This window comes from Thalassospira sp. HJ, assembly GCF_000948415.1.
Lineage (GTDB): Bacteria > Pseudomonadota > Alphaproteobacteria > Rhodospirillales > Thalassospiraceae > Thalassospira.
This window is the reverse complement of sequence record NZ_JYII01000006.1, coordinates 140,895-162,753: the sequence shown is the minus strand read 5'-3', so window position 1 is coordinate 162,753 and position 21,859 is coordinate 140,895. Positions and strand designations below refer to the sequence as shown.

The 21,859-nt window shown below is 56.1% G+C and carries 18 protein-coding genes; 4 read left to right on the top strand and 14 right to left on the bottom strand.

The window, feature by feature from the left end:
• The first annotated feature begins 74 nt into the window (after nucleotides 1-74).
• The 3 genes from UF64_RS02720 to UF64_RS02710 are packed head-to-tail and all read left to right on the top strand — an operon-like array spanning nucleotide 75 to nucleotide 4,742.
• Nucleotides 75-950 (top strand): branched-chain amino acid ABC transporter permease, encoded by an 876-nt coding sequence (locus UF64_RS02720; protein ID WP_044827078.1) that lies wholly within the window; start codon nucleotides 75-77, stop codon nucleotides 948-950.
• Nucleotides 951-964: 14 nt separating this feature from the next.
• A complete protein-coding gene (locus UF64_RS02715) occupies nucleotides 965-3,529 on the top strand; it encodes a branched-chain amino acid ABC transporter ATP-binding protein/permease (RefSeq protein ID WP_235284939.1) in 2,565 nt (854 codons plus the stop codon).
• On the top strand, nucleotides 3,516-4,742 hold the full coding sequence (locus UF64_RS02710; RefSeq protein ID WP_235284938.1) for an amidohydrolase family protein: 1,227 nt from the start codon (nucleotides 3,516-3,518) through the stop codon (nucleotides 4,740-4,742). Before UF64_RS02715 ends, UF64_RS02710 begins: the two co-directional genes overlap by 14 nt.
• 62 nt (nucleotides 4,743-4,804) lie before the next feature.
• Here the strand turns inward: UF64_RS02710 and UF64_RS02705 are convergent, their stop codons facing one another.
• The 7 genes from UF64_RS02705 to UF64_RS02675 all read right to left on the bottom strand — a co-directional run bounded on the left by UF64_RS02705 (nucleotide 4,805) and on the right by UF64_RS02675 (nucleotide 11,855).
• Nucleotides 4,805-6,232 carry a gamma-aminobutyraldehyde dehydrogenase gene (locus UF64_RS02705; RefSeq protein WP_044827076.1) on the bottom strand — a complete coding sequence of 476 codons (1,428 nt, stop codon included), beginning with the start codon at nucleotides 6,230-6,232 and terminating at the stop codon, nucleotides 4,805-4,807.
• A 36-nt stretch (nucleotides 6,233-6,268) separates the two neighbouring features.
• Nucleotides 6,269-7,084, bottom strand: coding sequence for an ABC transporter permease (locus tag UF64_RS02700; protein WP_044827075.1), 816 nt, complete (start codon nucleotides 7,082-7,084; stop codon nucleotides 6,269-6,271).
• On the bottom strand, nucleotides 7,074-8,048 hold the full coding sequence (locus UF64_RS02695) for an ABC transporter permease (protein WP_044827074.1): 975 nt from the start codon (nucleotides 8,046-8,048) through the stop codon (nucleotides 7,074-7,076). The genes UF64_RS02700 and UF64_RS02695 overlap by 11 nt, the downstream gene beginning before the upstream one ends.
• Entirely contained in the window at nucleotides 8,045-9,034 is a 990-nt protein-coding gene (locus tag UF64_RS02690) for an ABC transporter ATP-binding protein (RefSeq protein ID WP_044827073.1), read from the bottom strand. Before UF64_RS02690 ends, UF64_RS02695 begins: the two co-directional genes overlap by 4 nt.
• A 259-nt stretch (nucleotides 9,035-9,293) precedes the next feature.
• Nucleotides 9,294-10,454, bottom strand: a complete 1,161-nt coding sequence (locus UF64_RS02685; protein WP_044827072.1) for an ABC transporter substrate-binding protein — start codon at nucleotides 10,452-10,454, stop codon at nucleotides 9,294-9,296.
• Nucleotides 10,455-10,648: 194 nt separating this feature from the next.
• Nucleotides 10,649-11,557 (bottom strand): LysR substrate-binding domain-containing protein, encoded by a 909-nt coding sequence (locus UF64_RS02680; RefSeq protein WP_044827071.1) that lies wholly within the window; start codon nucleotides 11,555-11,557, stop codon nucleotides 10,649-10,651.
• Between the two features lie 79 nt (nucleotides 11,558-11,636).
• Nucleotides 11,637-11,855 (bottom strand): hypothetical protein, encoded by a 219-nt coding sequence (locus UF64_RS02675; RefSeq protein ID WP_152630585.1) that lies wholly within the window; start codon nucleotides 11,853-11,855, stop codon nucleotides 11,637-11,639.
• Nucleotides 11,856-12,079: 224 nt separating this feature from the next.
• On the opposite strand from UF64_RS02675, the gene UF64_RS02670 reads away from it, so the two are divergent.
• A complete protein-coding gene (locus UF64_RS02670) occupies nucleotides 12,080-12,517 on the top strand; it encodes an Lrp/AsnC family transcriptional regulator (RefSeq protein WP_044827069.1) in 438 nt (145 codons plus the stop codon).
• 166 nt (nucleotides 12,518-12,683) lie between these two features.
• Here UF64_RS02670 and UF64_RS02665 read toward each other — a convergent pair whose 3' ends face one another.
• The 7 genes from UF64_RS02665 to UF64_RS02635 form a co-directional block, all read right to left on the bottom strand.
• A complete protein-coding gene (locus UF64_RS02665) occupies nucleotides 12,684-13,757 on the bottom strand; it encodes an ABC transporter ATP-binding protein (protein WP_044827068.1) in 1,074 nt (357 codons plus the stop codon).
• Between the two features lies 1 nt (nucleotide 13,758).
• Nucleotides 13,759-15,117, bottom strand: a complete 1,359-nt coding sequence (locus UF64_RS02660; RefSeq protein WP_044827067.1) for an amylo-alpha-1,6-glucosidase — start codon at nucleotides 15,115-15,117, stop codon at nucleotides 13,759-13,761.
• Nucleotides 15,114-16,343, bottom strand: coding sequence for a carbohydrate ABC transporter permease (locus UF64_RS02655; protein WP_044827066.1), 1,230 nt, complete (start codon nucleotides 16,341-16,343; stop codon nucleotides 15,114-15,116). Before UF64_RS02655 ends, UF64_RS02660 begins: the two co-directional genes overlap by 4 nt.
• Nucleotides 16,343-17,656 (bottom strand): sugar ABC transporter permease, encoded by a 1,314-nt coding sequence (locus tag UF64_RS02650; RefSeq protein ID WP_200892627.1) that lies wholly within the window; start codon nucleotides 17,654-17,656, stop codon nucleotides 16,343-16,345. The genes UF64_RS02655 and UF64_RS02650 overlap by 1 nt, the downstream gene beginning before the upstream one ends.
• Before the next feature lie 72 nt (nucleotides 17,657-17,728).
• The gene (locus UF64_RS02645) at nucleotides 17,729-19,075 is read right to left on the bottom strand and encodes an ABC transporter substrate-binding protein (protein WP_044827065.1); all 1,347 of its coding nucleotides are present in this window, start codon (nucleotides 19,073-19,075) and stop codon (nucleotides 17,729-17,731) included.
• Complete coding sequence (locus tag UF64_RS02640; RefSeq protein WP_152630584.1) at nucleotides 19,072-20,166, bottom strand: substrate-binding domain-containing protein; 1,095 nt, start codon at nucleotides 20,164-20,166, stop codon at nucleotides 19,072-19,074. Before UF64_RS02640 ends, UF64_RS02645 begins: the two co-directional genes overlap by 4 nt.
• Nucleotides 20,167-20,563: 397 nt before the next feature.
• The gene (locus UF64_RS02635; protein ID WP_044827063.1) at nucleotides 20,564-21,805 is read right to left on the bottom strand and encodes a saccharopine dehydrogenase family protein; all 1,242 of its coding nucleotides are present in this window, start codon (nucleotides 21,803-21,805) and stop codon (nucleotides 20,564-20,566) included.
• Between the last annotated feature and the right edge of the window lie 54 nt (nucleotides 21,806-21,859).

The window sequence follows — 21,859 nt, the reverse complement described above, 5'->3', positions numbered from 1 at the left end:
CCAATGCGCGCCATTCGGTGATTTATCCATTTTAATGATGCACTTACGTGCACGGCATAAGCAGGCAACGGGCAATGACGTTATTTATCGCAGCTCTGATTACCGGGATCGGTCTGGGCAGTATGTACGGGCTGATCGCGCTTGGTTTCCAGATCACCTATTCAGTGTCCTCAAAGGTCAACTTTGCCCAAGGATCGATGGTGATGCTGGGCGCTGTTCTGGGTTTTGTGTTCTGCGAACGATATGGTTTTCCCGTCATTGTCGGTTATCCGCTGGCTATTCTATGCTGCGGGCTTGCCGGTATTCTTGTTGAATTTTTCCTTGTCCGGCCCTTTGCCATTCGCAATTCCGAAGCCTGGCTGATGGCGACTGTTGCGGGCGGCATTTTGCTTGATAACGCGGTCCTGTTCACCTTTGGCAATGAGCCCCGCACCCTGCCATCTGCCTTGGTTGGGGAAAGCTGGAATGTGTTTGGCACGGGTGTTTATCCGCAACAAATTCTGATCCCGGTTGCTGCCATTGGCGTGGCACTCGCACTTCATGCTTTGTTCCGTCATACCCGTCAGGGGCGTGCGCTTCTGGCTGTGGTGCAAAACCTTCAGGCGGCCAAGCTGATGGGGATCAACACCACCTTGATGGTGACCGGATCCTTTGCCATCTCATCAATGCTGGCCGGCTGTGCCGGGCTTTTGATTGCGCCGCTGTTTTCGGTGCATTCCGATATGGGCACGCTTTTCGGGCTTAAGGCCTTTGCAGTTGCCATTCTGGGCGGGATGACATCGGCCTATAGTGTGATGTTGGCTGGCTTTATCTATGGTCTGGTTGAGGCCGGCGTGACCACCTATCTCGGATCTTCCTACACCTTCATCGTCGTGTTCGCGCTTGTGATCGCGGTTCTGACCGTCAAACCAAGCGGCCTGTTTGGCCGTGCTGCGATCAAGAAGGTCTGATGATGAAACGCGATATGAAATTCAAAAATCCGATGCCCAAGCTCAATAAACCTGTCGCCCTTGATGGTGTGATCCTGGTGGCCATCATCGCCGGTTTGATCGGTGTGACGATGACGGGCGGCTATACCCAGTTCGTCATCGGCCTTGTCGCCATCACCACGGTTTTGTGCGTGGGACTGAACGTTCTATACGGGCTGACCGGACTGGTTTCGCTGGGCCAGGTCGGCTTCTTTGCCATTGGTGCCTATGCCAGTGCGATCCTGACCTTGGCCGGGCTTAATTTCTGGTTCGCGCTGATTGCAGCAACCGTGATTGCCGGATTGGCCGGGTGTGTTTTGGCACTGTCGGCTGTACGGATGGCGGGGCCATTCCTTGCCATGGTGACGATTGCCTTTGCCTTTATTGTCGAACATGGCGCGATTGAATGGCGGGCGTTGACCGGCGGGCAAAACGGCCTGATGGGCTTCCCGATGCCCGAGCTGTTTGGCTATATGTTTAGCGAGCGCGATCTGGTGATGCTGTGCGTCGTTCTGGCCGGTATTGCGCTGTTTGCCTTCCGCCGTCTGGCGACAAGTGGCTGGGGCATGGCAATGACCAGCATGCGTGATGCGGAAATTGCCGCAAGCTCGCTTGGCTATAACGCCTTTGCCGTCAAGGCATCAGGCTTTGCAATTGCGGCCGCCATGGCCGGTCTTGCCGGGGCATTGTTTGCGCCGCTTATGATGTTTATCGCCCCTTCGAACTTCCCGCTCAGCCAGTCGATCCTGTATCTGTTTGCCGTCATTCTGGGCGGTGCAGGCACGGTTCTGGGGCCGCTGGTCGGCGCATCGGTTTCGGTGCTGCTGCCGGAGCTTCTGGCCGACTTTGCCGAATATCGCCTGCTGATCTTTGGTGCGCTTTTGATCGTCGTGTTGTTGATCGCACCGCGCGGGATTGTTGGCGTGATTGAACGTTTCATCCCGCTTGCCAAGCGCGGAGTGACGGCAATCCCGGCAGCCGAAATCGAAGCCGGGCTTAAGGATTACGCCAAATCAGATGGTCTGGTGGTTGAAAACCTGTCGATTGCCTTTGGCGGGGTGAAGGCGGTCAATTCCGTCTCCTTTACTGCCAAGCCGGGTGATGTCACATCCATCATCGGTCCGAACGGGGCCGGTAAAACCACCCTTTTGAACATCATCAGCGGTTTCTACAAACCGACCGAAGGAACGGTGCACATCGGCGATCAGGACATCGCCGGCAAGCCGACCGATTTTGCTGCGCGTAATGGTATCGCGCGCACCTATCAGGCGACCCGTCTGTTTGAAAACATGTCGGTGATTGATAACGTGATTGCCGGTATCCCGGTTGGCCGGTTTGGCAAACCGTTCAGTGCGATTGCATCGGACGCAAACCGCAACCACGCTGCCGGGCTTCTGGCCTTTTGCGGCTATCACGGCGATATCGATGCCCGCGCCGGTGATCTGCCGCATGTGGACCGCAGGCTTGTTGAAATTGCACGGTCGCTTGCGACCAAGCCCGGTGTGCTGTTGCTTGATGAACCGGCCGCTGGTCTGATGCATGCCGATAAGGTGTCGCTGGCCAAATTGCTGCGCCAACTGGCTGATGCAGGTATCACGGTGGTGCTGGTCGAACATGACATGGAAATGGTCATGGGCATTTCCGATCAGATCCTGGCTGTGGATGCCGGCACCCCGATCATCTTTGATACCCCGCAGGCCGTGCAGAGCGACCCGCAGGTCATCGCGGCCTATCTTGGGGACGGCGAAATGAAAGCCCGCCCGCGCCCGATCCCGTTCGAGGCCGGGGACTCACCAGTCATCGAAACCCTGCGCCTGACCGCGGGCTATGGGGCGGCACCGGTTCTGCATTCCATCGACCTTAAGGTCCGTCAGGGCGAAATGGTTGCGCTTCTGGGGGCCAACGGTGCGGGCAAGTCGACCTTCCTGACAGCACTTGCCGGCTTGCTACGCCCGGTAGACGGTAAGATCGTTTTGAATAACGAATATATCCATGACCTTGCCCCGCATCAGATCGTGGAACAGGGTTTGGTTCTGGTGCCCGAAGGCCGTCAGGTCTTCCCGGAACTGACCGTGCGCGAAAACATCGAACTGGGGGCTTACAAGCAACCCAAGCCGGTCAGTTCTGATGAGCTTGAAGCCATCCTGAAACGTTTCCCGCGTTTGCGCGATCGCATCAACAGCCCGGCTGGTCTTCTGTCCGGCGGCGAGCAGCAAATGATGGCGATTGCCCGTGGTCTGGTTGCCAAGCCAAAGGCGCTGTTGCTCGATGAGCCGTCCCTTGGTCTGGCGCCTGCCATGGTCGAGGAACTTTACGCCATTCTGGGCGAGTTGCGCGATGAGGGTGTGACCATCCTTCTTGTGGACCAGATGGCAACCATGGCGCTTTCGGTCGCCGATTATGCCTATGTCCTTGAGCAGGGGCAGGTGGTTGCCGAAGGCAAGGCATCGGACCTTCGTCAGGATGAACGCCTGATTGCGGCCTATCTCGGCGGTGCAGAACAGGGTGACAAAACCCCAAAAGACAAAAAACCGGAACAGGGAGCACATGAGAATGCTTGATTATCTGGTGAGGAACGCCTGCCTGCCTGGTGAGAATACGCTTGTCGATCTTGCCGTTGCAGACGGAAAGATTGCTGAAATTGCCCAGTCGATTGCCGGTGATGGACCAAGCTTTGATGCTGCCGGTCAGCTGATCAGTTGCGGCTTTGTTGAAAGTCACATCCACCTTGATAAGGCCTGCATCCTTGATCGTGCCAAGAATGAGACCGGTACGCTGCAGGGGGCGATCAGTGCGGTCGCCAATGCCAAAAGCGGCTTTACCGAGGATGACATTTACGCGCGCGGTGCCCGCGTGATTGAAAAGGCAATTACCGAAGGCACCAACGCGGTGCGCACTCATGTCGAGATTGATCCGGGCATCGGTTTGGCGGGTTTTAACGCCATCAAGCGGCTGAAGGCCGATTATGCCTGGGCGATGGATATCGAGATTTGCGTCTTCCCGCAGGAAGGGCTGTTTAACTATCCCGGGACAGAGGAGCTTCTGCGCGAGGCGCTTGATAACGGTGCCGATTTGCTGGGCGGCTGTCCTTATATGGATACTGATCCGAATGGGCAGATCCTGCGTCTGTTTGAAATGGCGCGCGAGTATGACGTCGATCTGGATTTCCATCTTGATTTCGATCTTGATGCCAGCTGGCGTCATCTTGATGAGGTTGCCAAACAATCCATCGCCTTTGGCTGGCAGGGCCGGGTGATGATCGGGCATGTGACCAAGCTGTCGGTCCTGCCGAAATCCGATCTTGAGGACACGATTGCCATCATGCGTGATGCCGGGATTGGTTTGACGGTACTTCCGGCGACCGATCTTTTCCTGACCGGGCGCGATCATGATCATTCAGTACCATGTGGCGTGGCCCCGGCGCACAAGCTGGCCGCACACGGTGTGTGCTGCACGATTGCGACCAATAATGTGCTCAACCCATTCACGCCTTACGGCGATTGTTCGCTGTCACGCATGGCAAACCTGTATGCCAATGTCAGCCAGCTCGCGACCGAGGCCGAACTAGAAAACTGCTTTGCCATGGTGTCCGACGCCCCAGCAAAACTTCTGGGCCGATCGAACAAGATCGCGGTTGGCGAAGCCGCAAGCTTCATCGTCCTGCCAGCTCAAAGCCGGGCACAGGTAGTTTCCGAAATCAGTCGCCCGATCTGGGGTATGAAAGACGGGCGGGTAACCTTCGAACACCCGGCCGCAAAGCTTATTCGGCCATAAGTCAGACCATTAAAAAAGGGCAGCGTATGGGCTGCCCTTTTTGTCTGATGATTGAGTTGCGATCAGCCGTGCGCGATCATGATGTGACGGGCAGCGGTGTAATCCTCAAGCGCGTAATGCGACATGTCCTTGCCATAGCCGGACTGTTTCAGGCCGCCATGCGGCATTTCATTGACCAGCATGAAGTGGGTATTGATCCAGGTGCAGCCATAGCGCAGACGCGCACTGGTTTGCATGGCGCGCGAGATATCCTTGGTCCAGACCGATGACGCCAGGCCGTAATCGGAATCATTGGCCCAGGTGATGGCTTCTTCGACATCGGTAAATCGGGTGATGGATGCAACCGGTCCAAAGACTTCACGCCGAACGATTTCGTCGGTCTGCAACGCACCGGCAATCACGGTCGGCTGATAGAAGAAGCCGGGACCGTCATGCAGTTTTCCGCCGGTGGTGATTTCCATGTGTTTTTGTTCGGATGCACGCGCGACGAAGCTTGCCACACGGTCACGCTGGCGTTCGGAAATCAGCGGGCCGATTTCGTTTTCACTGTCATCGGCACGGGCGTAAGCAATGCTTGAAACCGCAGATGACAGATCCGCGACCAGCTTGTCATGGATTTTCGGGCCGGCATAAATCCGGCAGGCCGCAGTGCAGTCCTGACCAGCATTGTAGTAGCTAAATGCGCGCAAGCCTTCGACGACAGCATCGACATCGGCATCATCAAAGACGATCACCGGGGCCTTGCCGCCCAGTTCAAGATGGGTGCGCTTGACCGATTTCGCGGCAGCCTGAAGCACCTTCTTGCCTGTTGCGACATCACCCGTGATCGAGACCATGTCGACCTTGGGATGGTTGATCAGGGCATCGCCCACGGTCGCACCGCGCCCGAGCACGATATTGACCACACCTTCAGGCAGGATGTCGGCAAGAATGGTCGCCATCTTAAGTGCGGTCAGCGGGGTCTGTTCGGATGGTTTGAAGACGACCGTATTGCCACCGGCAATCGCCGGGGCCAGTTTCCAGGCCATCATCATCATCGGATAGTTCCACGGCGCGATGGAGCCTATCACCCCGATCGGATCGCGACGGATCATGGAAGTATGGCCTTCCATATATTCACCGGCAATCGATCCCTGCATGCAGCGGACAGCGCCGGCAAAGAAGCGATAGCAATCAACGATAGCGGGAATTTCATCGTCGCGGACCGCATTGATCGGCTTGCCGCAGTTCAATGATTCCAGTTTGACGAATTCTTCGGCTTCGGTCTCGATCCGGTCGGCAATTTTCAGAAGGTAGTTTGACCGTTCTGCCGGGGTGGTGCGCGACCATGACTGGAAGGCGTGTTCGGCCGCGCTGACTGCACGGTCGATCTGTTCCATGGATGCTTCGGGCAGCATCATGATGGTTTCGCCGGTCTTGGGATTGATGATGTTCTCTTCGGCTTCGACGCCCATTTCAAGGCTGCTGCCGATCAGCATCTTGGTATCCATAGTAAGCTCTCCCGTTGGTAGCGTTATCGCGTGCTGTTATTTCCCCGATCCGGCCACCTGATCGCCATCGCGTGTCAGGTAATAGGCCGCCAGGATCGGCAGGACAGTGACCAGAACCACCACCATCGCCACCACGTTGGTGACAGGGCGCTGGCGGGGTCGAACAAGTTCTTCAAGCATCCAGATCGGCAGGGTCGACTGCTGTCCGGCGGTAAAGGTTGTGACAATCACCTCGTCAAAGGACAGGGCAAAGGCCAGCATGCCACCGGCCAAAAGGGCCGTGCCGATATTGGGCAAAATGACATGGCGGAAAGTCTGAAAACTGTTGGCGCCCAAATCCATCGACGCTTCGACAAGTGATCCCGACGTCCGTCTGAACCGCGCAACTGCGTTGTTATAGACAACCACCACACAAAAGGTCGCGTGACCCAGAATGATCGTCCAGATCGAAAACGGAATGTCGGCGATGCTAAATGCCGAGCGAAGGGCAATACCGGTAATGATGCCCGGAAGCGCAATCGGCAGGATCACCAGAAGCGAGATGGTCTCACGGCCAAAGAATTTGGTGCGTGATACCGCCGCCGCACAGAGTGTTCCCAGAACCATCGCGATCAGGGTCGAAACAGTTGCGGTCTGCAGCGACAGTTTCAGTGCTTCCCACACATCCGGTCGGTTCCAGGTCACTTCAAGCCATTTCAGGGTAAAGCCGGGCGGTGGCCACTGATAGGATTTGTCTTCTGTCGTAAAGGCATAGACAAAGATCAGCGCGATCGGCAAATGCATGAAGGCAAGGCCAAGACCGGCGGCAAGTTTCAAACCCCACGGGGCGCGTTGTTTCCCATCAGAGCGCATCGAAAGCCCCCATCCGTTTGGCACCCCAAAGATAGAAGCCCATGATGACGATGGGTACGACCGTAAAGGCCGCCGCCAACGGAATGTTGCCCGCCGTTCCCTGCTGGGCATAGACCGCCTGACCGATAAACAGTCGCGAGGATCCGACGATCTGCGGAATGATGTAATCGCCCAGCGTGAGTGAGAAAGTAAAGATCGAGCCTGCAACAATGCCCGGCAAGGCCAGCGGGAAAATCACATGACGGAATGTCTGACCCGGTGTGGCACCAAGATCGCCGGATGCCTCGATGAAGCTGCCGGGGACGCGTTCAAGGGCGGCCTGCACGGGCAAAACCATGAACGGCAGCCAGACATAAAGGAATACAAGGAAGGTTCCGGTATAGCTGACCGAAAGCGAATAGCCGCCAATGATCGGGATCGTCAGCCACGCTTCAAGCAGCCAGGTCAGATGCAGTTTGGTGAAAATCCAGGTCAGGATGCCTTCCTTGGCCAGGATCAGCTTCCAGGCATAGACCTTGACCAGATAACTTGACCAAAGCGGCAGCATCACCCCGATGTAAAACAGGGCCTTCCATTTGCCGCGCGCATAGCGGGCAGCGAAATAGCCAATCGGAAACGCAACGCAAGCGGCGGCAAGTGTCACGATGACTGCCATCGAAACCGTGCGAATGATGATGTCGAGATTGGCCGGGCGGAACAGTTCGCCATAGGTTTTCAGCGTCAGTTCATATTGAACCATGCCCGAAAACTCATCGATCGAGAAAAAACTTTGCGCGAGCAGCGCGAACAAGGATCCCAGATAGATGATACCAAGCCAAAGGGCCGGTGGGGTCAGCATCAGGATCAGAAGAAGTTTCGGATTGCGCCAGAACTTGTCAGACAAGGCGCCGGTGATGCCGCCCTGTCCGGGAAGAACAGCACTTTCTCTTTGAACCGTTGTGGCGGGTGACGCGCTTGTCGTCATTGCGCCCCCTCCATCAGATGCAGGTCGCTTTCCTGCCAGCTGATCTGAATAGTACTGCCGGTTTCCGGAACATTCTGATCAGCCGGGATCAGCGCACTGATCCGGATATCGCCAAGGGCGAGGGTGATGCGCGTGTTGCCGCCGAGATAACTGTTGCCCGTGACCGTTGCGCTGTGACCATCGGCGGCAACGATGCGGATTGCCTCTGGTCGCAGGCTGGCGAAGCTTTCCTTGCCAGTCAGTTGTTTGACAAAATCCGGTTCCAGCACGTTGGATGAACCGACAAAATCGGCGACAAAGCGGCTTTGCGGACGTTGATAGATATCTTGCGGGCTTCCGACCTGCTGGATTTTACCGTCATTGAAAACGGCGACACGGTCAGCCATCGAAAGCGCTTCGCCCTGATCATGGGTGACGAAAACAAACGTGATGCCAAGCTTGCGTTGCAGGGTTTTAAGTTCTTCCTGCATCTGTTCGCGCAGTTTGAGATCAAGCGCGCCAAGTGGTTCATCAAGCAACAGCACTTTGGGTTTGTTGACCAGTGCGCGGGCCAATGCGACGCGCTGGCGTTGACCACCGGAAAGCTGGCCCGGGCGGCGTTCGCCGTATCCCGGCAGGGCGACGAGTTCAAGCGCCTCGTTCGCAGCGGCATGACGGTCGGCCTTGTTCATGCCGCGGATCATCAGGCCATAGGCGACATTGTCGATGATGTTCATGTGCGGGAACAGGGCGTAGTCCTGGAACACCGTATTAACGTTGCGGCGATAGGGCGGGACATGTTCGACCGTGGTGCCGAAAATTTCGATATGGCCGCTTGTGGGTTGTTCGAAGCCGGCAATCAGGCGCAGACAGGTGGTCTTGCCCGATCCGGACGGGCCAAGCATGGCGAAAAATTCGCCCTCGGCAATGGACAGGTCGACATCATCAACAGCGCGAACCGCGCCGAAATGTCTTGAAACCTTTGCGAAGGAAACTGCAGTCGTCATGGATCAACCAGTTGTTTGAAATCCGCGCTTCAGTCGGATTTCGGGAAGCAAGGAATGTTGGCGGGTATTTGGGCAGATGGGCGTTGGCGATTGATCAGCGGCAATGACACCTTCCGGGTCCCCCCGGAGTCCGGAAGTCACGTGACATTGCCACCGATCAGTTTGGGGGCGCATTTCGCGTTGGGTGTGGCAACACGCCATGCGCATCCCCTTGCCCGATCAGGCTCACAAGGGTGGGGGAGCCTGATCGCAGGGTCGCTTAGCGGCCGCCAATCACGCCGATATAGTCGGAAACCCAACGATAATAGGGCACGCATTCACCCTGGCTTTCGCATTTCGAAACCGGGGTCTGCCAGAAGCTGACACGTTCGAAATCATCAAAGCCGTTGGTCGCACAACCTTCATCGCCCAACAGGGCATTACCGGTGCAGGCTGCCGGAACAGCCGGGTTGGAACCAAACCAGGCGGCAAGGTCACCCTGCACTTTTGGCGACAGGGAATGTTCCATCCAGAGATAGGCGCAGGTCGGGTTTTCGGCCTCGGCATGGAGCATGGTGGTATCTGCCCAGCCGGTCACACCTTCTTCGGGGATGGTCGATGCAATCGGAAGGCCTTCGGCCTTCAGAAGGTTGACCTGGAACGGCCAGGAACCGGATGCGACCACGCCTTCGTTCTTGAAATCATCCATCTGGATGAAGGCATCATGCCAATAGCGCGATACCAGTTCGCGCTGCCCGCGCAACAGATCAAGGGCGGCGGCATATTGATCGGCATTCAGCTCATACGGGCTTTTGATGCCAAGTTCAGGCTTGTGCGCCATCAGATATTGCGCGGCATCGGCAATGTGGATCGGGCCATCATAGGCCTGAACGCGGCCCTTGTTCGATTTGCCATCGGCGAGGGTCATTTCCTCGAACACGACGTTCCAGCTTTTCGGTGCTTCGGCAAAGGCTTCGGTGTTGTACATCAAAACGTTCGGGCCCCACTGATAGGGGGTGCCGTAATGAACGCCATCAACCGTGTGCCAAGGCGCGCTTTTCAGGCGGTCGTCAACCGTGCTCCAGCTTGGGATCAGGTCGGTATTGATCGGCTGAACGCGCTTGCCGGCAATCATGCGAAGCGATGCGTCGCCAGATGCAGTTACAAGGTCAAAGCCGCCTTCGTTCATCAGGGCGACCATTTCATCGGACGTGTTGGCGGTTTTGACATTCACCGCACAGCCGGTTTCCTTTTCAAAGGACGTCACCCAGTCAAAATTGGCGTCAGTCTCGCCGCGTTCGATATAGCCCGGCCAGGCAACGATATTCACAGAACCTTCTGGCGTGCCAAGTTCGGTCATCATGTCAGCGGCAGCCGCCTGACTGGCGGCAAAGGCAAGCACGACCATCACGGACGTACCTGATTTTAGTAGCGATTTCATTGTGATGTCTCCCAGTTGCAGGACGTCAGTTCGCGTGACTTTTATTTCCCAACGGCAAGCGTACGCCGATCCTGAGCATTCACAATTTCATTTATCAGAAATACGTTATCGGTTTTTCCGATATCTACCGCAGCGCAGCAAAAATGCCGGGTTTACGGTGGGTTTCACGTTTTGATGGAAGCGGGGCTGATTTCTTAGCGCAGACGCGTGGCGCGATGGGCCTGTGCCAGGCCGATAAAATCACGTGCTGCCTGTGACAAAGGGGATCCTTTGCGCCAAACGACACCGACCTGAACCATCGGAAGGGTGCCCGAGACATCACGACTTTCAATCCGGTCACCCTCAAGCGACCAGGGACGATATACCAGATCGGGCAAAAGCGATAATCCGGCCCCGGTGGCAACAAGGCTTCGCACTGCTTCCACCGATCTTGTCCGGAAGGCGACCCGTGGACGGGTGCCAAGTGCGCCCAGCAATTTACCAGTTGCTTCCTCGATCTCGTCGATGGTCAGCATGATCAGCGGTTCGGATGTGACGTCGTCAAGGGTGATGCTTTGCGCGGTGGCAAGCTTGTGACCAAGTGGTAGCCATAGTCGATAGGGCGAGACTTCAAGAATTTCAGATTGGAGTGCCAAACGATCCCGCAGGTTGGAAATCACCATGACAGCAACGTCGATCTCGCCACCGATCAGAAGATGTTCAAGATAATCGCCATTATCCTCGGTCGCACTGACCGTGATCTGCGGATAGGCACGGCGATAGCGTGCGAGAATATCGGATAGCACGTAACCCGCGACCAGCGATGTAACGCCCAGATGCAGCTCGCCCTTCTGGGTTTGGGCGGTTTCCTCAAACGCCTGCTTGGCGTCCGAGACACTGGCAAGGATGGTGGTGGCATGGCGCAGGAACTGATGGCCGTTATGGGTGATGTTAAGCCCGCGCGAATGGCGATCAAACAGGGCAACACCCAGATCTGCTTCAAGTTCCTTGATCGCCTCGGTCACGGCTGATTGCGAAATCGACAGAATATGCGCCGCCCCCGATACAGTTCCCTGTTCGGCCACGGCAACAAAATACTGAAGCTGTCGAATGGTAAAAGCCATGATGCCATCACGATAGGTGATACCAGATAGCTTGTCGCGGTTTTTTCGATAGTTTCTTTGCCGGACCGCAAGGTCGACCTTAGCTTTGGCGGCCTTCCCGGCAAATGATATCGATATCCCGGCGCTCGATCCCGATGTCTTCAAGCCTTTCGCGTGGGGCTGCGCGGAGAAATTCCATATCACGGGACAGTTTCCGGGCATTGACCCATTTGCGGGCAAAAAGGGCAAGCCAGCGCCAAACAGATGCGCCCGAAACCGGCGCGATATTGGTGGTGGCGACGAGGGGGGTATGTGTCATCTGTGCTGGCATGATGCTGGCTCGCGAGTTTGTTTTGCTAAAAGGGACCAATGTTTCCTTCGAACCCATAGACAATCTACGCTTCAATTGTGTGAAACAGCGCGCAAATTTCGCAAATCCGTGCGAAATTTTCGCAATGATTTGACAAAAACGATTTTCTTTCGCGGGCCGCATCGGTCATGTTTATCCGAAGGATATTACAGCGTGGTTTGGGATATTAGACCTTGGCGGAACTCGATAAATTTGATTATCAGCTTCTTGAATTGTTGCAGGAAAACAGTCGCTTAACGGGCAATGATCTGGCTGAAAAGGTCGGGTTGTCGTCGGCGGCCTGTTTGCGCCGGGTGCAGCGCCTGCGTGAAACCGGGGTGATTGAGCGCGACGTGGCGATTGTGTCGCCCAAGGTATTTGGCAAGAAGATGATGGTGATCGTGCTTCTGACCATGGAGCGCGACCGACCGGATCGTTTTATGCTGATGCGTGATGAATTCGGCAGAATGCCTGAAGTTGTGCAGTGTCACCATGTGACAGGCGCACATGATTTTGTGCTGCGCGTTCAGGTCAGTGACATGGAAGAATACAGCGCATTTGTCGAGCGGGTGTTTCATGTCCCATATATCAAACGCTATGAAAGTCTGGCGGTTTTAGGGTCGTTGAAATAGCCGCAAAAGGGGCTTTTGGGGTGTTCACTTAAAATGAATAACCAAGACCATTATTCAGCATTGGTGAAAAATAAGACAGCAGGTTGATCGCCCGATGTTGGACGCCATTTTAATTGTATGAGGATTGAAATGACGTCCAAGTCGGAATACCGGCATGGGCGTTTCATCATGCCGGGATGGTTTTTTCCGAGGCGTCGAACAGGTGAACATCGCGTGACGCAAAATGCAGGCCGACCGTGTCGCCCTCGACCGCGTCGGAATGGCCGACGATGCGGACCGTGAACAGGCCGACATCGGGCACATTGACATAGGCAAAGCTGTCGGAGCCGAGATGTTCCATGACATCGATCTGGCCGGTCAGGATGGCCTTGGTGGTATTACTGGTGTCATTGGCGTCACAAAGCGCCATATGTTCCGGGCGAATGCCCATCTTGGTCGCCCCATCTGTATTGCGGGCAATATCGGATGTGTTGCCGTTGCCAAATGTCAGTGACGTGCCTGTGCCCGTGCAATCGACCACATTCATTTTCGGCGAGCCGATAAACTGGGCGACGAACAGGTTGCCCGGATGGCGATAGAGATCAAGCGGAGAGCCGATCTGTTCGATCTGACCTGCCTGCAGAACGACGATCTTGTCGGCAAGCGTCATGGCCTCGACCTGGTCATGGGTGACATAGACCATGGTGGCACCGAGTTTTTGATGCAGGCGGGCGATTTCAAGGCGCATCTCGACACGCAAGGCAGCATCAAGGTTAGACAGCGGTTCGTCAAACAGAAAGGCCTTGGGTTCGCGCACAATCGCACGGCCAATGGCGACGCGCTGGCGTTGGCCGCCCGACAGGGCCTTGGGTTTGCGATCCAGATAGTCTTCAAGTTTCAGGGTCGCGGCGGCTTCATCGACCTTTTGGGTGATTTCCGCCTTTGGCATGCCGGCCACGGTGAGCGCAAAGCCCATATTTTCGCGCACGGATTTGTGCGGATAGAGCGCATAGGACTGAAACACCATCGAAAGCTCGCGCTCCGCCGGGGGCTTGCCGGTGACGTCATCGCCATCAATCAGGATCTGGCCGTCGGATGCCTCGACAAGACCCGAGATCAGACGCAAAAGCGTTGATTTGCCGCAGCCGGACGGCCCGACGAAGATCACCAGTTCGCCTTCATTGATTTGAAGGTCGATGCCCTTGATGACGTCAACACCACCAAATGATTTGCGGATGCCTTTAAGTTCGATCTGGCCCATTTTATGTGTTCTCCTGATCTGCGGTGCCGGTTTGCGAAAGGTGCGGGGCGATTGGCAAGATTTCGGGACGGGCGGCCCAATAAAGCGACATGGATGCCGTCCACGAGAAATCAGTACCACCCCCGCCACGGCCGGTTACCGGGCAGAAATATTCACGAAAATCGGATTGTTCGATAAGTGCCTGTGTATTGATGCGGATACGTTCGGCAAGTTCGGTTTTGCCATGTTCTGTCAGTCCAGTGGCGATCATCCAGTTGATCATGGCCCAAACCGGCCCCCGCCAATAACGGATGGAGTCAAACAGTTCATGTTCTGGATCGAAGCTGGGAACGCCATGTTTGACCTGCGACAGCCAGTGGGTGAGGGTTGCCGCCATCTTGCCCGCACGGGCCGGTTCGACAGGCCCGGCAAACATCGCAAGCCAGCTTCCCGATGTCAGGCCGGTGGCGTGTTCATCCCGCCTGAGATCAAGCGTGACATAGCCACCAACCGGTTCAGACCAAAGCAACTCAAATCCGGCATCGAGACGGGCGAGGCGGGCGGTGGCGCGGTCGGCGATATCATCCTGACCCAGAAGCCTTGCCATATTGATCAGGTCGCGTTCGGCCCGGCGCAGGATGGCATTCATGCCCGGTTCAGCGACCCAGAACGGGCAATCGCGGGCAATGATTTCTGTATCCCAATTGCAATCACGACCAAACCTGACCAACGCCATGTAGTGATCATAGTCGTTGTTTTTCGGGCGTTCGTCCTGATTGACGATATCGGTGTCGCGGCGGTGATAGGTACCAATCCCGGTGGTATCAACAAACGATAGCGGGCGATCCCAATCGGGCAGGTTATCGCGGCCACTTTCCCACGGATGCATGATCGCAACCACACCGCGCCCATCCGGGTCACGGGCATCGAGAAACCATTGATGCCAGCGATCAAGTTTGGGCAGAAGTTTTGCCGCGCGATCGCGATGGGCATTGATATCCGCCGCCAGAAGCCGTTCCATCACGGTTGCGGCAACGGGGGGCTGGGTGATGCCCGATGTTGGCGGGCTTTTGGCGATGTCGGTCGTGCCCCACTGTTCCGGTCCGGGGAAGTAGCTTTTTTCCTCTTTCCAGAAAATGATGTGCGGCACCATGCCGTTGTCCCATTGCGCGGAAAGCAGACTTTCGACTTCCTGCCAGGCGCGATCAGGATCAAACACCGAAAATCCAAGCGCCACCAGCGCACTGTCCCAGTTCCACTGGAACGGATAGAGCTTGGCACTGGGCACGGTATAGCCGCCGCGATCATTGCCGATAAGGATGTCGGCCGCACGTCTGTTAGTACCCGTAAGCTGATCGAGTGAAAGGCTGATCTGACTCATCCCTTGACACTCCCGGCGGTCAGGCCCTGCACAAGGAAGCGTTCAAACCACAGGAAGATAACAAGGATCGGAACGGTTGCGATCACCGCACCGGCCATCAGATGTTGACGCGGGACTTCGGATGAGTTGAGCGACACCACCCCACGTGACAGGGTGAAGATGTCGGGATCATCAAGGAACATGAAGGCAAACAGGAATTCGTTCCAGGCGATCATGAAGACATAAAGCGATACCGATGCCAGGGCTGGCAAGGCAAGTGGCAGGGTGATTTTCCAGATCACGCCAAGGCGCGACAAGCCATCCATCAAACCGGCTTCTTCCAGTTCGGCCGGAAGACCGCGGAAGTATCCCTGAAGCATGTAAAGGGCAACCGGGACCGTGGTGGCGGGATAGACGATCAGAAGGCCAACCACCGTATTGCGCAGGCCAAGTTGGCTAAACACGGCATAAAGCGGGATGACCAGAACGATCATCGGCACGAGATAAATCAGCAAGATCGAGCTTGAAAGCACCGTTTGTCCGGGGAATTTCAAACGCGCCACCGCATAGGCACCGGGGATCGAAAAGGCCAGCGTGATCAGAACCGTGGAGACCGAGACGATGGTTGAAATCAGAAGGAAGCGGCCAAAATTGAACTTGGTGAACAGTTCGACATAGCTGTCAAACAGGCTTGCTGCACCCTGTGTCAGATCAATCGACAGATCGAGCGGGTTCAGGAACAGATCCTGCTGGTTCTTGAGGCTCGTCATCACCATCACATAGAAGGGCAGGATGACGATCACGCTAAAGAACACAAAGCCAAAGCCCTTGAGTGTTCGGACAATCACCAGATCAATCGCATACCGCTTGAGCATGCCCGACTGAATGTCGATCAGGACTGCGCGGTTGGCAAAGGTCACGGCAAGCGCAATCAACCCGACGCCGAAGGCCTGAATAAGCGAACTTTCAGAGAAGGCCAGACTGAACGGTGCGCCAAAGGAGACCAGCATCATGGCTATGATGACGCCAGCAAAGGCGACAAGGTAAAGCCCCGGTGTGCGATCGGCGGGTGCGCGCAGCAAGATGATGGCGGCATTGACGGCCCCGCCAAGTGCACCTGCCGATATGATCGGTGTTGCCGGAAGGCCGGTGATCAGGGTTAGGGAAATGCCGGTGAGGGCAACCGCAATCGTGCCCCAAAGCAACCCGGTCAGCAGACCCAGAAGAAGACCCGTACCGATACGCATTACGAATCCTCCCGATGGACGAATTTGAAATAGAACACGGCAAACACCAGAAGCAGGATGAAGATGGCAACCGCCACCGCCGCCCCGGCGCCAAGATTCGACAGGGCAAAGCCCTGTTCATAGACATCGACCGTGAGTGTGCGCGTACCTGCCGCCCCGCCGGTCAGAAGGAAGATGTCGTCAAACTTGTTGAACGTCCAAATGAAGCGCAGCAGGAATAGCGTGGACAGAATGCCCAGAAGTTGCGGCAGGGAAATGTGCCAGAACTGTTGCAAGGGCGTGGCACCATCGACCTCGGCGGCCTCGTACATGTCTGATGAAATCGACTGCATCCGGGCCAGAATGAACAGGAAGGACAGCGGGAAATAGCGCCAGGCTTCAAAGGCAATCACGGTTGCCAGTGCAAGCGGGAAATCGATGGTGAGCCCGAAAACATCAATGGGAATGTCGCGCTGACCAAAGAAGTTTACGCCCTCGTCGGCTATGTTCATGCGCTGCAAGATGGCATTGAAGGTGCCGTTGAACGGATCAAGCAGGATCACCCAGGTAAAGGCGACCGCGATCACGGGTGCCACATAGGGAAACAAGAAAAGCCCGCGAATGATCGACCGCCCGGCAAAGGGTTTGTTGAGCATTTGCGCGGCAAACAGGCCCAGCACCAATGCGCCCAGCGTGCCAAAAACCGTATAGGTAATCGTCACCCACAGCACCGACCAGAATTCGTGGGAATCAAATATCCGCGCGAAGTTATCAAGGGTGAATTCACTGTTGGTCAGGATGTTGTCGGATGTGCCGGTGATGGTGGGTTCGCTATCGCGCGGGGAAACCGGATTGGCGGCAAAGCTTTCATCTGAAACAGCCGTCATTTTAAGCCGGGTGCGTTCGCCAGCCGGAAGACCATCAAGGGTACAGCGGACCTCGGCCCCCGTGACCGTACAAACATCCCCCGGATCAATGACCGTAATGCCCGCGGGCAATGTATCGGTCAGGACGACGTCGGTGATATCGCCGTCGCGCGATGAATTGCGCAGGCGATACTGGATTTCAAATTCCTGCCCGGCAATTTCAAAATCGCCCCGGACCCGTTCGGACACCACCGGGGTTGGCGGGCGCAAATCCGACAGTGTGACCGGCTTGACCGAAATCCAGAAATTGGCCAGCAACGGAAACAGGACAATGCCCATGACAATCAGAAATGTCGGGGCCAGCATCCAAAGGGCAAGCCGTGCTTCGCGCCGGGCCATCGGGCCCAGTTTGCCTTTGCGCGGCGGGCTGGTTGCCGGGGTTTGAGCGGTTGATTTGGAAGGGGCCATCGTCTTGAAATCCGTTGTGAAAGTCGGAAATCCGGGGCGCGGCGAAAAAGCTGCGCCCCGGATCAAGATCGCTTATTCGATGTTGCTGATTTCTTCGTTGATCAGATCAGCAGTTGCATCGGCATCACGTTCGCCATCGATGAATTCGCGCACACGGCGGTTGATGACCTGACTGTTGATGATGCGCGATGCCTTGGCCAACTGACCTTCGGCAACACCCCAACGGTTTGCGGTTTCAAGACCGGAAACGATGTCAGTGATGACGGCCGGGTCATAAAGCTCTGACAGCGGCTTTTTGCGGTCCACACCGACCGGCAGGGTGGCCCATGCCTTGACAAATTCATCCGCATTGTCGGCGGTGCCATGACGGACCGGGAATTTACCCTCTGGCGCGATGGAAAGGGTGCTGGTGTAACCTTCGCCCATCGAGAATTTGACAAATTCCTCTGCCGGGTCGGTATCGGCATCGTTGGTGATGCCGAAATAGCGAATGTCACCCCAGGCGGCCCCATTCGGATTGGACGGGCCCATCAGACGGGTGACAACACCGGTTTTCGAGGCCAGTTCACCCGAGGTCGGGTCATTGTTGATGGTGGGCGGGGCGCTGTCGCGCAGGCCCGCCAGTTCATCAAGGATGAAGGGCGACCAGATAATCATCGCTGCTTTGCCCGCGAAGTAAACCTCGCGCGACTGTTTCCAGTACAGATCGCCGGGGGGCGATGCATCGGCGAGTTTTTTATAAAACTCAAGCGCCTCGACGAGCTTTGCCTTGTCAAAGCCGACCGAGCCATCGGCGGCCACCGGGGTTGCGCCGTTTGCCAGGAAGACATGCTCGAGCACCTGGCTCATGAAGTTTTCATCGATCTTGGTCGCGGCGACAAAGCCATACATTTCTGGCGGGTTGTGCAGTGCCTCGATCGCCTTGACGATATTGGCATACGTGTTGGGGGCCTCAAGACCGGCTTCGTCAAACAGGTCCTTGCGATAGAGCACCATCTGGGTCCAGCCATCAGACGGGACCGCGGCAACTTCGCCGTCGAAATCAGCCATGCTAAGCGCTGCCGGGGCGAAAGTATCCCTGCCCAGCTGGTTGACAACTTCGTTGTTTGCTTCGGTATCCAAAATGCCGGCCTCTGACCAGGGCAGGACATATTGCAGGGTTAGGTAAATGACGTCTGGCAAGTCACCGGCGGCGTAGGCCGCGGTGGCACGCGTGCCAAGTTCGGTTTCAGTGACCGGAATGACTTCGACGGCTGTGCCGGTTTTGGCTTCGAACTCCTTGGCCATTTCTTCTTGTTTGGCCAGTCGTTCGGGTTGTTCTTCGGTGGTCCAGAACCGCAGTTGCGCACTGGCGATGCTGGTGGAAACCAGCAGACCAGCGGCAGCGAGCGTTAAAGCACGCGTAAACCTTGTTTTCATGAGATGCCTCCCTTGGCATTGGCGGCCAGCTTTAATGCTGGCGGGTTGGCTGACCCACGGACGGTCAGCGATGCTTCCCACAGAATTTGGGAAAACTCGGATGAAGGCGAATTTGCCTCGTTTGTCTTGTTTGCTTGGGCAACAACGATCCGGCCGACTTCGCGGCCGATCTGATAGCTGGCCTGGCTCATGGTGGTCAGGCCGGGATGGATGGCCTCGCCCATGGGCAGGCCATCAAAACCAATCACGGACATTTCCGATCCGACGTCGATACCGGCATGGGCCAGCGCATGGATCGCGCCGATGGCAACCGCATCGGTGACGCACAAAATGGCGGTCGGATGATCGGGGAGTTTGAGAATTTCCAAAACGGCTTCGCGGGCGGCCAGTTCGTTGGTGATGCCGTCATGCATATAGCCCGGCAGAATGTCGCAGCCCTTGGCCTTGGTCGCGGCAAGATAACCGGCACGCCGTTGCCAAGCGTAATTCAGCTCCGGATCGCCGCCGAGAAACGCGATCTTGCGATGGCCAAGGCCGACGAGGTAATTCACCGCATCGACAAAGGCCTTTTCATTGTCTATATCAAGCCATGCGTAATCATCGCAGTTTTCGGTGCGGCCTTGCGCGACAAACGGGATGTGGGATGTGCGCAGGAAATCGATGCGCGGGTCATGGCGTTTGGTGCGGGCAACAACAAAGCCGCCAACCTTGCCCGATTGGATCAGGCGGTCCATGACTTCGACCTCGTCATGACCATCGGGGACGGCGGAAACCAGCAAGTCCCAGTCAGACAGGGCCAGTTCGGTGGCAAGCCCGTCGAGAATTTCGGCCAGAAACGGATCAATCTGATGACCATCACGCGCAGGCAGGACAAAGCCGATGGTTTCAACAACACCACGTGCAAGACGTCGGGCGGTGGTTGATGGGCGATAGCCCAACTCATCAGCGGCCTTGCGCACACGGGCAACGGTCTTTGCAGCGATATCGGGATAATTGTTGAGCGCGCGCGAAACGGTTCCCTCGGACAAACCAAGATGTTTGGCCAGCCGGGCAATCGACATGGTTTCGTTTTGCTTCCGAACGCGCGGCACGGAACCTCCCTGAGTGTCTTTCTTGTGCTTTTCACCGCCTTTTTGACGGTGTTTGGTGTTCCGAAACCGCTTTCGGAACAGGGAAACGCTATCCGAAACCGCTTTCGGTTGTCAAATAGTTGATTTTTAAGGGGTTGTTTTTGCGGTGCGGTGGCAGGTTGAGGTTGCTCGTAAGTATGGGAAGTGATCTGCTGTCCACCTTGTCCTGAGGCCGACATGCATAAATCCACCAACCAAAGGTATAGTTCTTTGCGAGGGTGACTTTTTGCGATGCACATGAGTTCGGCAATATGTCAATAAGACAGAATCCTCACCATAAGGTCAGTACGCGGATATAAAAATGGCGGGCAAAAGTGCCCGCCATTAACCAGATGATTATGTTGCCGGTTAAGGCCGCTTAGCTGAAATCAAGGGCGCGGTCGCCATTGGCATCCTTGATGCGGGTCGGAAGGCCCATACCGTTGAGCAGGTTCAGGAACGGTTTGGCTGGCAAGTCTTCAACGTTTGCCATCTTCTTCACATCCCATTCACCGGTCGCGATCAGCATGGCTGCTGCAACCGGCGGAACGCCGGCTGTATAGGAAATGCCCTGGCTGCCGACTTCATTGTAGGCATCCTTATGGTCCGCCACGTTATAGATCAGGACTTCGGTTTCCTTGCCGTCCTTCGTACCCTTGACCAGATCACCGATGCAGGTCTTGCCGGTATAATCTGGTGCGAGCGAGCTCGGATCGGGCAGGCAGGCCTTAACAACCTTGAGCGGTACGACTTCAAGACCCTCGGCGGTGGTAACCGGTTTCTCCGACAGCAGGCCAATGTTTTTCAGAACCGTGAACACATTGACGTAGTGATCGCCAAAGCCCATCCAGAAGCGGACATTGGGAACATCAAGGTTCTGGGAAAGCGAATGCACCTCGTCATGGCCGGTCATGAAGGTCTGGCTTTCACCGACAACCGGCATGTCCCAGATCTTTTTGATCTCGAACATCTTGTTGGACTGCCATTTGCTGTCCTGCCAGGAATAGACCGTGCCGGTGAATTCGCGGAAGTTGATTTCCGGATCGAAGTTAGTGGCAAAGTATTTGCCGTGGCTGCCAGCATTGATGTCGATGATGTCGATCGAGTCAATTTTGTCGAAATAGTCTTCAACCGCCAGCTTGGCATAGGCGTTCACCACACCCGGGTCAAAGCCGACACCCAGAATGGCGGTCGTGCCGGCGGCTTCGCATTCCGCGCGGCGCTTCCATTCATAGTTGGCATACCATGGCGGGTTCTCGCAGATTTTGTCCTGCTCTTCATGGATGGCGGTATCAAGATAGGCGACACCGGTTTTGATGCAGGCCGACATGACCGGCATGTTGATGAAGGCAGATCCGACATTGATGACGATCTCGACGCCGGTTTTTTCGATCAGGGCCGCAGTTGCATCCACATCGGTGGCATCCAGTGCATGACCTTCAAGAACGCCGGGGTTTTTGAGGTTTTTCTTTTCATGGATGCTGTCGATGATTGCCTGGCACTTCGATGCCGTCCGCGATGCGATATGAATATCGCCAAGCACGTCGTTATGTTGTGCGCATTTATGTGCAACGACCTGGGCGACGCCACCTGCGCCGATAATCAGAACATTCTTTTTCATGTCGGGCCAAAAACTCCCCTGTTTTGAGAGGTGGAGCACATCGTGCTCCGGTTC

What these genes read in the sequence shown, in the direction of transcription:
- UF64_RS02655 (WP_044827066.1), bottom strand. Translation starts at nt 16,343, where the DNA reads ATGCGTATCGGTACGGGTCTTCTTCTGGGTCTGCTGACCGGGTTGCTT.
- UF64_RS02650 (WP_200892627.1), bottom strand. Translation starts at nt 17,656, where the DNA reads ATGGCCCCTTCCAAATCAACCGCTCAAACCCCGGCAACCAGCCCGCCG.
- UF64_RS02645 (WP_044827065.1), bottom strand. Translation starts at nt 19,075, where the DNA reads ATGAAAACAAGGTTTACGCGTGCTTTAACGCTCGCTGCCGCTGGTCTG.
- UF64_RS02635 (WP_044827063.1), bottom strand. Translation starts at nt 21,805, where the DNA reads ATGAAAAAGAATGTTCTGATTATCGGCGCAGGTGGCGTCGCCCAGGTC.
- UF64_RS02710 (WP_235284938.1), top strand. Translation starts at nt 3,516, where the DNA reads ATGAGAATGCTTGATTATCTGGTGAGGAACGCCTGCCTGCCTGGTGAG.
- UF64_RS02660 (WP_044827067.1), bottom strand. Translation starts at nt 15,117, where the DNA reads ATGAGTCAGATCAGCCTTTCACTCGATCAGCTTACGGGTACTAACAGA.
- UF64_RS02680 (WP_044827071.1), bottom strand. Translation starts at nt 11,557, where the DNA reads ATGGCTTTTACCATTCGACAGCTTCAGTATTTTGTTGCCGTGGCCGAA.
- UF64_RS02690 (WP_044827073.1), bottom strand. Translation starts at nt 9,034, where the DNA reads ATGACGACTGCAGTTTCCTTCGCAAAGGTTTCAAGACATTTCGGCGCG.
- UF64_RS02715 (WP_235284939.1), top strand. Translation starts at nt 965, where the DNA reads ATGAAATTCAAAAATCCGATGCCCAAGCTCAATAAACCTGTCGCCCTT.
- UF64_RS02695 (WP_044827074.1), bottom strand. Translation starts at nt 8,048, where the DNA reads ATGACGACAAGCGCGTCACCCGCCACAACGGTTCAAAGAGAAAGTGCT.
- UF64_RS02720 (WP_044827078.1), top strand. Translation starts at nt 75, where the DNA reads ATGACGTTATTTATCGCAGCTCTGATTACCGGGATCGGTCTGGGCAGT.
- UF64_RS02665 (WP_044827068.1), bottom strand. Translation starts at nt 13,757, where the DNA reads ATGGGCCAGATCGAACTTAAAGGCATCCGCAAATCATTTGGTGGTGTT.
- UF64_RS02675 (WP_152630585.1), bottom strand. Translation starts at nt 11,855, where the DNA reads ATGACACATACCCCCCTCGTCGCCACCACCAATATCGCGCCGGTTTCG.
- UF64_RS02705 (WP_044827076.1), bottom strand. Translation starts at nt 6,232, where the DNA reads ATGGATACCAAGATGCTGATCGGCAGCAGCCTTGAAATGGGCGTCGAA.
- UF64_RS02685 (WP_044827072.1), bottom strand. Translation starts at nt 10,454, where the DNA reads ATGAAATCGCTACTAAAATCAGGTACGTCCGTGATGGTCGTGCTTGCC.
- UF64_RS02700 (WP_044827075.1), bottom strand. Translation starts at nt 7,084, where the DNA reads ATGCGCTCTGATGGGAAACAACGCGCCCCGTGGGGTTTGAAACTTGCC.